Source organism: Paenibacillus sp. 05T425 (assembly GCF_056396205.1).
Genome location: NZ_JBFTLA010000006.1, coordinates 56,047 through 68,439, shown reverse-complemented (window position 1 = coordinate 68,439; position 12,393 = coordinate 56,047). Strand labels below are relative to the sequence as shown.

General features: G+C 50.2%; 12 protein-coding genes. All 12 read left to right on the top strand.

The annotated features are described in order from the left end of the window. Positions 1–80: 80 nt before the first annotated feature. Entirely contained in the window at positions 81–1,652 is a 1,572-nt protein-coding gene (gene trpE / locus AC1DF0_RS14220) for an anthranilate synthase component I (protein ID WP_477574434.1), read from the top strand. Continuing rightward, on the top strand, positions 1,652–2,704 hold the full coding sequence (trpD, locus tag AC1DF0_RS14215; protein ID WP_442050385.1) for an anthranilate phosphoribosyltransferase: 1,053 nt from the start codon (positions 1,652–1,654) through the stop codon (positions 2,702–2,704). Before trpE ends, trpD begins: the two co-directional genes overlap by 1 nt. After that, positions 2,694–3,494: an indole-3-glycerol phosphate synthase TrpC gene (trpC, locus tag AC1DF0_RS14210; protein WP_442050384.1), complete on the top strand. Its 801-nt coding sequence runs from the start codon at positions 2,694–2,696 to the stop codon at positions 3,492–3,494. The genes trpD and trpC overlap by 11 nt, the downstream gene beginning before the upstream one ends. Continuing rightward, positions 3,491–4,183, top strand: a complete 693-nt coding sequence (locus AC1DF0_RS14205) for a phosphoribosylanthranilate isomerase (protein WP_477574433.1) — start codon at positions 3,491–3,493, stop codon at positions 4,181–4,183. Before trpC ends, AC1DF0_RS14205 begins: the two co-directional genes overlap by 4 nt. Further along, positions 4,180–5,385, top strand: coding sequence for a tryptophan synthase subunit beta (gene trpB, locus AC1DF0_RS14200; RefSeq protein WP_477574432.1), 1,206 nt, complete (start codon positions 4,180–4,182; stop codon positions 5,383–5,385). Before AC1DF0_RS14205 ends, trpB begins: the two co-directional genes overlap by 4 nt. Then, the gene (trpA, locus tag AC1DF0_RS14195; protein ID WP_477574431.1) at positions 5,372–6,178 is read left to right on the top strand and encodes a tryptophan synthase subunit alpha; all 807 of its coding nucleotides are present in this window, start codon (positions 5,372–5,374) and stop codon (positions 6,176–6,178) included. Before trpB ends, trpA begins: the two co-directional genes overlap by 14 nt. Positions 6,179–6,412: 234 nt before the next feature. After that, positions 6,413–7,510: a histidinol-phosphate transaminase gene (hisC, locus tag AC1DF0_RS14190; RefSeq protein ID WP_477574430.1), complete on the top strand. Its 1,098-nt coding sequence runs from the start codon at positions 6,413–6,415 to the stop codon at positions 7,508–7,510. A 4-nt stretch (positions 7,511–7,514) separates the two neighbouring features. Next, positions 7,515–8,606, top strand: coding sequence for a prephenate dehydrogenase (locus AC1DF0_RS14185; protein WP_442053558.1), 1,092 nt, complete (start codon positions 7,515–7,517; stop codon positions 8,604–8,606). A gap of 551 nt (positions 8,607–9,157) precedes the next feature. Continuing rightward, a complete protein-coding gene (locus tag AC1DF0_RS14180; protein WP_337103455.1) occupies positions 9,158–9,754 on the top strand; it encodes an RNA polymerase sigma factor in 597 nt (198 codons plus the stop codon). Then, positions 9,751–10,356, top strand: coding sequence for an anti-sigma factor (locus tag AC1DF0_RS14175; RefSeq protein ID WP_442053206.1), 606 nt, complete (start codon positions 9,751–9,753; stop codon positions 10,354–10,356). The genes AC1DF0_RS14180 and AC1DF0_RS14175 overlap by 4 nt, the downstream gene beginning before the upstream one ends. Positions 10,357–10,396: 40 nt before the next feature. Next, positions 10,397–10,984 (top strand): histidine phosphatase family protein, encoded by a 588-nt coding sequence (locus tag AC1DF0_RS14170; RefSeq protein ID WP_442053207.1) that lies wholly within the window; start codon positions 10,397–10,399, stop codon positions 10,982–10,984. A gap of 190 nt (positions 10,985–11,174) precedes the next feature. Beyond that, positions 11,175–12,338, top strand: a complete 1,164-nt coding sequence (locus AC1DF0_RS14165; protein ID WP_442053208.1) for a hypothetical protein — start codon at positions 11,175–11,177, stop codon at positions 12,336–12,338. Positions 12,339–12,393: the final 55 nt, after the last annotated feature.

Below are 12,393 nucleotides of genomic sequence, written 5' to 3'. Positions count from 1 at the left end.
CATCTACATTCAACGCTCCTGCTGCGGCAGGAGCTTTTTTATTTTTATTAACTATTTCATCCCCAATGGAGGTCGTTCCAATGTCAACCGAGCTGCAGCAAGTGACCCGTCTCGCCAGCCAATTCAATCTGATTCCGATCGTGCGCTATATGATGGCCGATACGGAAACGCCAATCAGACTATTCCAGCATTTCGCGAAGGAAGAATACTCGTTTCTGCTGGAAAGTGTAGAAGGCGGCGTGAAATGGGCGCGCCATTCGTTTATCGGCACCGATCCGTTCATGATGCTTTACGGTAAAAACGGGGAGATGGTGCTCGAGCATAACGGAGAGAAGCAAACGCTCCGCGACAAGCCGATCGAGCTGCTCAAAGCGCGGCTTCGCTCCTTCCGCAGTCCGGCAATTGCGGATCTGCCTCCATTCACGGGAGGAGCCATCGGATTTTTCGGCTATGATCTGTTGCAGTATTACGAGAAGCTGCCAGCTCATCGGATAGATGATCTGCAAATGAACGATATGCAATTCATGTTCTGCGATCAAATTATTGCTTTCGACCACTTCAAGCAGCAGCTTCAAGTGATAGGCAATGTTCACGTCAAAGAAGGCGCTACGGATGATGATATTGCGATAGCTTATGCGGCTGCTGTTGCCAAGATTGAAGCGACAATTGAGCGGTTGAAGAAGCCTGCCGCTACACCGGTTACGACGGGCCAGGCGATCTCCACGGATCATGAGCTGGGCGATATTCAGTCGAATGTGACGAAGGAGCAATTCATCGCCAATATCGAGAAGGCCAAAGAATATATTCGAGCGGGCGACATATTCCAAGTGGTGCTTTCGCAGCGGTTCAGCATTGAGACGGACATCGATCCGCTTCACGTGTATCGCGTCCTGCGGACGATGAATCCATCGCCTTACATGTATTACTTGAAGATGGGCGAGGAAGTCATTGTCGGCACATCGCCAGAAGCGTTGGTGAAGGTGAGCGGCGATAAGCTGGAGACAAGGCCGATTGCCGGAACAAGGCCGCGAGGCAAAACGCCGGAAGAGGATTTGGCGTACGAGCGGGAGCTTCTAGCCGATGAGAAGGAACGGGCCGAGCATCTTATGCTTGTCGATCTTGGACGGAACGATATTGGACGCGTATCGGAGTTCGGCACGGTCAAATGCGATTCGTTTATGGAAATCGAGCGGTACTCGCATGTCATGCACATCGTATCGAACGTATCCGGCAAGCTCCATAAGGATAAAGATTTCTTCGACGCTTTTCTTTCTTGCTTGCCGGCAGGCACGGTGTCGGGCGCGCCAAAGCTAAGAGCAATGGAAATTATTGCAGAGCTGGAGAACGAAGCGCGGGGAGCATATGCGGGAGCGATCGGTTACTTGGGCTTCGGTGGAACAATGGATACGTGTATTACGATTCGGACCATTATATTCAAGCACGGCAAAGCGTACGTTCAAGCCGGAGCGGGAATCGTATGGGATTCGGTTCCAGAGAGCGAATATATGGAGACCGTTAATAAAGCGAAAGCGATGCTGAAGGCGATACGCGCAGCGGAAGCGATCTTCGCGAAGCCAAGCGGCAACGCGGGTTTATATCAGTCGGTGAATACGGATTACGATGTGGAAACAAGAGAGGGGTTGACTCGGTAATGACGCAGCAAACGGAAATGTACTCGATGCAGCACGCGCTGCGATCATTGATTGAGGGGACGGACCTCACTCGCGAGCAAGCAAGGTCGGTCATGAGCATCATTATGAACGGGGAAGCCACCGCTGCCCAGATCGCAGGCGTCGTAACGGCAATGCGCATCAAGGGGGAAACGAAGGACGAAATTACGGGATTCGCCGAGGTTATGCGTTCCCATTCGAGCCATGTTCAGACGGATCAGGACGGCTTGCTCGACACATGCGGTACTGGCGGCTCAGGCATCCATAAATTCAATATTTCTACGGCATCATCCATTATTGCGGCGGCGTCCGGCATTCGCGTTGCCAAACACGGCAACCGTGCGATGTCCGGCAAGACCGGAAGCGCTGATGTGTTGGAAGCGCTGGGCGTTCAAATAGGGATTTCGCCAGAACAGGCAGCAGCCTGCTTGGAGAAGATCGGAATCTGCTTCATGTTCGCGCAGCACTATCATCCATCGCTTCGTCATGCCGCTGCCCCTCGCCGAGAGCTTGGTATTCGGACGATCTTCAATATGTTGGGTCCGTTAACGAATCCGGCAGGCGCAGATCGTCAACTGCTCGGTCTATACGACCGTTCGCGCACATCGACGGTAGCTGAAGTGATGAAGGATCTTGGTCTTAAGCGTGCGCTAGTCGTCAGCAGTCATGATGGACTGGACGAAATCAGTATTTCCTCACCGACGCAAATATCCGAATTGAAGGATGGCAGCGTCCGCACCTATGATCTAACTCCGGAGGAAATCGGGCTTAAACGGTGGGCGATCGAGAATGTGCTGGGCGGGGAGCCTGCTGTCAATGCAGGTATAATCCGTTCCATATTCAATGGTGATGAACGCGGCGCCTACCGCGATATCGTACTCGCGAACGCAGGAGCGTGCATCTACGTAGGCGGACTTGCAGAGTCGTTGCGCGAAGGCGCGTCCATCGCAGCCGAAGTGATCGATTCAGGCAAAGCTGAGCGTAAGCTCGAACAGCTAATTCAAACGACAGGAGAGCTGGCTCATGTTTCTTGATAAAATAGTTGCTACGAAAAAGGTAGAGGTTGAAGCGCTAGGCGCTGCGTTCTCATTGTCCGAATATGAGAAGCGGATTGAGGAGCTGCCAAGCTGCAAAGGATTCGAGCGCGCATTGAGCGCTGGCGTGCGCAATCGTTCAATGGGATTGATTGCCGAAGTGAAGAAGGCATCGCCTTCGAAAGGACTTATCCGTTCAGACTTTAATCCGACTGAGCTGGCTTTGGCTTATGAAACCACAGGCGCTGACTGCATATCGGTACTGACCGATCGGGATTATTTTCAAGGCGCCAATGAATATTTGAGCGCGATCCGCTCGGTTGTCGGACTGCCTTTGCTGCGCAAAGACTTTACTATCGATTATCGCCAAGTATATGAAGCTCGCGTTATTGGAGCGGATGCCATCTTGCTGATCGCAGCGATTCTAACGAAGGAATCGTTGGGCGAGCTGCACGATATCGCAAAATCGATAGGTCTAGATGTATTGGTAGAGGTTCATAACCGCGAAGAGCTGGAGCTTGTGCTGGAGCTGGATAAAGCGAAGCTGATCGGCATTAATAATCGTGATTTAAAATCATTCGTTACTGATCTTCGTACGACGGAGGCGCTTATCGGCATGATGCCGAAGGATGTTACGGTCATAAGCGAAAGCGGCATAGCCGGCAGGGCGGATATGGATTACTTGCAGTCCATCGGCGCGCATGGCGTATTGATTGGCGAGCATTTCATGCGCCACGATGATGTCGCTGGCTCTGTTCACGATCTTATGGGTGCGGTGACGGTGCGATGACCGGCAAAAAGTTGCCGCATATCAAGATATGCGGACTTAAGGATATCGCAACGATTGAAGCGATGGACGGCTTGCCTATTAACGAGATCGGATTCGTGTTCGCGAAGAGTAAGCGGCAGGTGACGCCGGAGTCGGCGGCAGCGCTGATCGAATCGACGAACCGGTTAACGGCTAGAGGCGGCGAGCGGCCGAAATCAGCCGGCGTGTTCGTTAACCCAACGCTTGAGGAGCTCGATAACGTACTCTCGATTGCCCGGCTTGATATCGTGCAGCTTCACGGCGACGAATCCGCTGATTTATGCCGCGTGATTAAGGAGCGCTTTCGCGTACAAGTATGGAAAGCGCTCGGTATGAAGCCTTCGTCAACGGATAATATATCTGAGTTATCGCAAACGGCTATTGAGCGCATAACGCCTTACAATGGGTCTGTTGATGCTATACTTATTGATTCCGCCGGGGGCGGAACCGGACATACCTTCGATTGGCTGACGATCAAGGAATACCTTGCGGCCGCACGATCAATAGAGTTGCCGCTTTATATTGCCGGTGGGCTTCATGCGGATAATGTACAGGAGCTGTTGAATGAGTACGCTCCTGATGGAATAGATGTGTCAAGCGGTGTCGAGACAGAAGGACAGAAGGATATTGAGAAAATTCGATTATTCGTAAGAAGGGTGATGGAGTCATGATTCAAGTACCAGACGAGAACGGCCGATATGGCAAGTTCGGCGGCCGCTACGTTCCAGAGACGCTCATGAATGCGCTGTTGGAGCTAGAGGAAGCTTACATGCACTATTCGAAGGATGCGCAATTCCAAGAAGAAGTTCGTTACCTGCTGCACAAGTATTCAGGCAGACCGACTTCGTTGTATTATGCGGAACGGCTAAGCGAGCATCTCGGCGGCGCGAAAATTTATTTGAAGCGCGAAGATCTTAACCATACGGGCGCTCATAAAATCAATAACACGATCGGACAAGGCTTGCTAGCCAAGCGGATGGGCAAGTCGAAGATTATTGCTGAGACTGGTGCGGGACAGCATGGTGTCGCTTCTGCAACCGTAGCTGCCTTACTCGGGCTGGAATGCAAAGTATTCATGGGCGAAGAGGATATGAAGCGCCAACAGCTTAACGTATTCCGTATGCAGCTGCTAGGCTCCGAGGTTGTGCCTGTTCTCTCCGGCACTCGTACGCTTAAGGACGCATGCAACGAAACGCTGCGCTATTGGGTAAGCCATGTAGACGATACGTATTATATTCTCGGATCGGTTACCGGACCTCATCCCTACCCGATGATGGTACGCGACTTCCAACGGATTATCGGCGACGAAGCACGTGAGCAAATTCTTAAAGAAGAAGGCCGTTTACCTGATTATGTCGTTGCGGCAGTAGGCGGCGGCAGTAATGCGATGGGTATCTTCTATCCGTTCGTAGGCGATGACGGCGTGAAGCTGCTTGGCGTTGAGGCGGCAGGACGCGGCGTTGAGACAGAAGAACATGCGGCTACGATGACGAAAGGCCGTCATGGCGTATTCCAAGGCTCGCTCAGCTATGTGCTGCAGGACGAGCACGGTCAAGTACAGCCGGCGCATTCCATCTCTGCAGGACTTGATTACCCGGGTATCGGTCCTGAGCACGCTTACTTAAAAGATTCCGGACGTGCGGAGTATGTACCGATAACTGACGCTGAGGCGTTAGAGGCGCTTCAATTGCTGTCAAGAACAGAAGGTATTATTCCAGCTCTAGAATCATCGCATGCCATTGCACAGACAATGAAGCTTGCACCGACGCTAGGCAAAGATAAAGTGATTGTCGTTAGCTTATCCGGCCGTGGAGATAAGGACGTAGAAGCGATTATGGGTTACTTGGGAGGCACGCCGAATGAATCTCATTGATAACGTATTTGCGAAGCTGAGAAGCGAAGGCCGTACCGCGCTGATTCCATTCCTTACGATGGGCGATCCCAATTTGGAAACCTCGGTAGAGATATTGAAGACATTAGAAGATGCGGGAGCGGATATGGTGGAGCTCGGCGTTCCTTACTCCGATCCGCTCGCAGATGGACCTGTCATTCAACGCGCCTCCGAGCGAGCGCTTCAGAACCGAATTACGCTGGTGGATTGCATTAACATTGCCGAGCAAGCGAGGGAAGCGGGAGTGAAGCTGCCTTTCATCTTGTTCACCTACTTCAATCCGGTGCTGCAATATGGACTCGATCGTTTCTTCGAGCTTGTTCAGAGCAAAGGCATCAGCGGTCTTATTATTCCTGATCTGCCGATTGAAGAGGACGAAGAGGTGCGCGCGCTTGCGGAAGCGGCTAACGTTCATCTTATACCGCTTGTCGMGCTTACATCCAAAGATCGAGTCGTACGCATCTCCCGTAAAGCGAGAGGCTTCGTTTATTGCGTCTCCTCGCTTGGCGTAACTGGCGTCAGAGCTGACTTCCATAGCGGCATCGATGATTTCCTCTCTACTGTACGCGAGGCAACGGATTTACCGATTGCCGTAGGCTTCGGCATTTCCAGCCGCGATCAGGTAGAGCGCTTCGAGAAGCAGGTTGACGGCGTAATCGTCGGCAGCGCCATTGTTCGCACGATCGAAAATGCGTTACCGCTTCTGAAGGATGCCGACAAGAAAGCAGAAGGATTGCGTTCCATCGGCGATTTCGTAGCAAGTCTCAAGGCTTAATAAGCGATTGTTGAATATCCCTCATTAAGAGTGGCTGTCACTTAAGGCGACTTAAGGGCAGCCTCTTCTTTGAAATATAGGAAAGTATATCGTTTCACTGCTATACCTTGTGCCGCTTTAAAGCGTCGACGCTAAAATGTTTGTCAGTAAAAATGCTTTAAAAGCTGCTCAAATTATGAGACAATGGATGACAGCACATAGACTATAGTCCATATCTAAAGAGGTGAACGGCGCATGCAGCCAAAAAGCAATATTCTTCATCTTCCCGTTTATCAACCGGGCAAGCCGATCGAAGACGTGAAGAGAGAGCTTGGTCTACAAGAGGTTATTAAGCTCGCTTCGAATGAAAATCCGTTTGGTGCTTCTCCGAAAGCGAAAGCAGCCGCTATCGCTGAGCTTGATCAAGTGAGTATTTATCCCGACGGCGCCAGTGTAGAGCTAACAGAAGCGCTTGCCAAACACTTAGGCGTCAACCCGAATCAGATTATATTCGGAACAGGCTCCAGCGACATTATTCTTATGCTTGCGAGAGCATTCATCGCTCCGGGCGATGAGACGATCATGGCTAACGAAACTTTTTCCCAATATAAACATAATGTCGAGATCGAGAACGCGAATATCATAGAAGTGCCGCTCAAGGACGGCAAGCATGATCTCGATGCGATGCTCGCGAAGGTAACAAGCCGGACGAAGCTGCTATGGGTGTGCAATCCTAACAACCCGACCGGCACGATCGTAACGAAAGACGAGCTGACAGCATTTTTGAAGCAGGTGCCAAGCCATGTGCTTGTTGTGCTTGATGAGGCTTATTGCGAGTTTGTCGACAATCCGGACTTCCCAGACGGCATTAAGCTGCTGAATGACTATCCGAATCTGATCGTACTGCGTACATTCTCGAAAATATACGGCTTGTCGTCGCTGCGTATCGGCTACGGCGTAGGCCAACCGGAAATAGTCGGCTTCATCAATCAAGTAAGAGAGCCATTCAACACGTCACGTATGGCTCAAGCAGCGGCTAGAGCGGCGCTTGACGATCAGGAATACGTTGCTTACTGCAGAGAGCAGAATAACCGCGGCATAACGTACATTACAGGCGAGCTCGAGCGTCTCGGATTACCTTATTTCCCGGCACACGGCAACTTCGTGATGTTCGACGCGAAGCGTCCGTCGCAGGAAGTGTTCGATGCGCTGCTTTTCAAAGGGATCATCTCAAGACCGCGCTGGGCTAACTATCCGACTTACGTCCGTATTTCGGTAGGGACACATGAGCAGAACGAGAAGTTTGTTGCAGCATTGGAGCAGGTATTGCAAGAATCGGCGGTGCAAAAATAATTTTATGACTACGGTTGCGATTTTTGGCGTCGGATTGATCGGAGGGTCTATCGCTCTCTGTCTGAAAGGGAAACCCGATATGCACGTCATCGGTTATTCCAACCGACAATCCTCGGTAGAGAAATATATGCAGCGCGGCGTTGTTGATTATGCAACGACCTCGAAGCGGGAAGCCGCTGAGCAAGCGGACTTCATCATTTTGTGCGTCCCAGTAGGCAACCTGGAAGAATACTTGATTGAGCTTAGCACATTCAACTTGAAGCCGGGCTGTATTATTACGGATGTAGGGAGCACAAAGGCGTCGGTTGCGGCATGTGCGCGCACGCTTGATTTAGGAGATGCGGTATTTATCGGAGGTCATCCAATGGCGGGCTCAGAGCGTTCAGGGGTTGAGGCGGCTTCCGTCTACTTGTTAGAGAACGCCTATTACGTGCTGACGCCTGATCAGCATACACCTGCGGTCGCAGTGGACAAGCTGAAGGAACTGCTTAGTCATACGAAGGCGAATATGGTTATCGTCGATTCTCGGGAACATGACGAGATTGTAGGCGCCATCAGCCATCTTCCGCATATGATCGCGGTTGCGCTCGTGAATCAAGTTCGCAATTACAATGAGAGCAACGGCTTGTATGAATCGCTTGCTGCGGGCGGCTTCCGCGACATTACGCGCATAGCTTCCAGCGATCCCGTCGTATGGCGCGATATATTGGTGAACAACCGCAGTGTGCTGCTGCAGCTTCTGCGCGATTGGAGCAATGAGACAAACAAGTTCGCCGACATGATCGAACGATCCGATGGCGAATCGATCGAAGAAGCTTTCCGCACAGCAAGGGATTTCCGCAGTAAAATGCCTGAGCGCCGCAAAGGGATCATTCATTCGACATTCGATTGTTACGTCGACGTGCCCGATACGCCGGGCATAATCGGCAAGATTGCCAGCGAGCTAGGCAATAAGAGGATTAATCTAAGCAACATGCATATTATTGAGAGCAGGGAAGACGTGCCGGGCATTCTAAGGCTGTCGTTCCGCAATCAAGAAAATTTAGATCAAGCGATCGAACAGCTCACCGCGAGCGGCTACGACGTGCACCTTTAAGGTGCACGTTATTTTGTTTAAAATATAGGAAAGTATAAGTTTCACTCGTATACTTCTGCCTATATTTCAACGCGAAACGAAAGCTTATGCCGCCAAGGATGGCACAGAACCGAGCTGCGCAAAGTCGCAGCTAACGGTTCGTGCGTAGCGACAGCCGTTTACGCTTGAACAATTAGCCAAAAAACGCTTACAAAAAAGTTTGAATAAAAATGAAAGCGCTTATTGACAAACTGGAAGCGTATACATATAATAAAAGTACAGTATGGTTTCTCTCCACTCCTATCCAAATCATTCGCACAATGTGCGGGCCGCCTTTTTTAAGGCGGTTATTTTTTTTTGCCCTGATTCCAGATTCCAAGAGTCGATGATAATTTATGGAATTTTATCCTTTTGTCGAAAGAAGCAGGATTTTAGCTTTCGAACTCGAATTGTACTAATACTCGTATTACATCGAATTTATTGTGATAACACCGCAACTTTTCATTGTCYGGCAGGTACAATATATATGTATCGTCCGGGAATAATCCGCAGGTGGAGGAGGTTCGCCTGTCATGACTGATTCCCAGCTAATACGTGAGATTAAGGATGGCAACGTCGAGCTCTACTCCGAGCTGATGCGACGCTATCAACGTAAAATATTAGCGTTCATCTACCATATGCTGAAGAGCGCCAAGCTCGAGCTGATGGCAGAGGACTTATGCTCCGAAACTTTTTACAAAGCGTATCGCAGCCTTCATTCCTTTCGGGAAATGGATGCTTCTTTTTCAACATGGCTATATACAATTGCTCGCAATACGGTTCTAAGCGAGCTTCGTAAGCAGAAGGCGGCTAGCGTCTCGCTCGACGAGTCGGGCTTTGAGCCTGTCGCGGCGCTCGATGCTGCGCCAGAGCAGCATGTGCTCCGCAATGAGCGGATGGCTATGGTGCGGGAGGCTATTAACAATTTGCCGGAGAAGCAGCGCTCTGCGCTCATTCTTCGCGAATATGAGCAGCTCGATTATCAGGAAATCGCGAGTATACTGGGTCAGACGGTCAGCTCCGTGAAGTCGCTGCTGTTCCGTGCGAGATCCAGCGTGAAGACGCAGCTCGAGCCTTATTTCGGACAATCGCCGATATTGGAGGAATTCGAAGGGATGAATACAAGATGAAGTGCATCGATGCCCAAAACACTTTCGGACAATATTGGGAGTTATCCGAAGACGATGCTGAACGCGGAGCCATAGACAGCCATCTGATGGAATGTGAATCATGTGCGGAACAGTTTCGTTTATGGGAAGAGAGCGAAGAGCTGATTCGCATTTTATCGGAAGAGGAAGACTTCATTGGACCTTCAGAGCATGTCAACCGTGAAGTAATGGAGCGAATCTATGCGGAGCAGTCGTGGCTGATGCCCGTTGCCCACAAAAGTTATCATTTCTCACGCTCATTCCGCAGGAACATAGCGATTGTTGTTGCTGCATGCTTAGCCATGTTCGCGTGCGCTTTCTTTGTTTTTGTATTCGATCAAGAGAATGCTACGCAGCAAGCACAGATTGCGGACTTATCGGGTCTTATCGAGACGGCTAACGCTTCGGGCGATGCGATGACGATTAATGCAGGCTTCTACGCTGAAGTGCCCGTAGCAAGCATTAGCGATCCGTTCGTGCTTAAGATCGTTCCTTCATTCCCGCAATATTATGTTGCGTTGTCCTTGCTTGGCATAATCATGACACTGCTTATACTGAATTGGCTGTCTCGGACGAGAAATTGATAAAAACATAACAACAATGCGGATAGGGAGGCGACATCTCTTGCTGATAGGATTTGTACGTCATGGTCAAACCGATTGGAACGCGCTTGGCAGAATACAGGGCCAGACAGACATTCCCTTGAACGAGAATGGCATTAGGCAAGCAGGAGCTTTGGCAGATCGTCTCCTATCCGAGCCTAAGAAGTGGGATATGGTCGTTTCCAGCGACCTTCAGAGAGCTTATACCTCAGCTGGCATTATTGCGAATAGGCTCGAGATTCCATTGATTGCTGGGGACAGCAGACTTCGCGAGCGCAGCTTTGGAGAAGCAGAAGGGCTGACCAAGGAAGAACGCATCGATCGTTGGGGCGATGAGTGGGACCGTGTGGCAAGCGGTATAGAAACGGATGACCAAATGCTGGAGAGAGGGCTTAGCGCACTGAAGGAGCTAAGCTTACAATATAATGAACGTAATGTGCTGATCGTCTCGCATGGCAGTTTCCTTGCAATGCTGCTTCATAAGCTCTGCGAAGGTCTTGGCGACGAACGGCTGAATAATTTATCGTATTCGATACTTGAATATAAGGATGGTATTTGGTCTCCGCTGCTTCATAATTGTACGAGGCATCTTGAGCCGAGCCTGAAATAGAAGGAAGTCACATCATCTCTATCGATGATGTGGCTTCTTTTTTTGCGGAGACGATGCTTTCATCATGTTTTAAATGTGCGAGATTGACCCATAATGGTTATAAATGACGCTAATTCACACACAGTAAGCTTACGTAAAAGACGCGGCAAAGACAGGCAGGTTGTTCGCGTCAGGCAGAAAGGAGAGAGCGATGAATTTATCGGATATGCTAGGATACGCAGATATCCAGCAGCTCAGCAGAATTGCAGACGTATACCGCTGCGAGTGCAACGGTCATTCCAAAAACGAGTTGATTCAATCCATTCTCTCTACGGTAAGTCGAAATGATGTATTTGAAGCGCAGATCAGCACGATGAAGATGGAGGATTTGCGATTTCTTAATTCGCTTCTCTTTGAAGTGCGCAGCTCCTACAGTCTTGAGGATCTTATTGCACGCGTGCAGCAAGCGCGATTCGGCGAAACCGAAATTCGCGAGGAGGCAGCACCTCCGCCCAAATCGAAGCGTACCCGGAAAAAGGCCGAACAGGAGCCGCAGCCATTAAGTCCGCGGGACATCATCGCAAAATTCAAGCATCAGGGCTGGTTATTCAATGGCTTCAGCGGTCCGAATCGTTATTTGTTCCAAGTGCCGAACGATTTGAAGTCGCGATTTCGCGATACATTAAAACGGAAGTTCGCCGCAGAGCTGCAGTATACCGATGAACCGCCGGTATACCGTGACGAACAGATGCTCATACAGGATGATATCAGGCAGCTTCTCCATTATGCCTACCATAACGAAATCCAATTGACGCCAGACGGCTCGATGTACAAGCGCTTCAGTGTACAGCTGCTGGATCGATTCGGCGTTAGAGAGGAGCTTCCAGGGAAAGGCGAATGGCGGTTCGGCTACGGGAAACATTTCAATTATTACCCGAACCGGATGTCCTATCTATATGACTATTGCTATCACGCCAAATACATAAGCGAGCAGCAGGCAGTCTTAACGGTAACGACAATCGGGCAAGAACGGATCGTTGCAAAGCCGCCAGGCGAAGCCGAGGAGATGTACCGTTACTGGTTGAAGCTGTATAAGAGTCCAATTCCGAATTTGTTGTCATTGGTGCACTGGATCAATGCTTTGTCTGAGGAATGGGTGACGGTACAATCACTCCGTCAGGTGCTGCTGCCGTTTATTAAGCCGTATTATTATGACAGCGCGGAAATGATACTCGAGCAGCGTATTATGATGATGATGGTTCACCTCGGATTACTCAGGTTGGGTGAGCACCCGGAGCATGGAACGGTTGTGCGCATGACGAAGGCAGGAAGAGCGATTGTGGCTGGCGTTTCGCTAGCCGAGCCGATATTTTGAACGCAGCGGATGATTTGACTTTCAATTAGTGAATTGGTAGTATCTCTCTACTTGA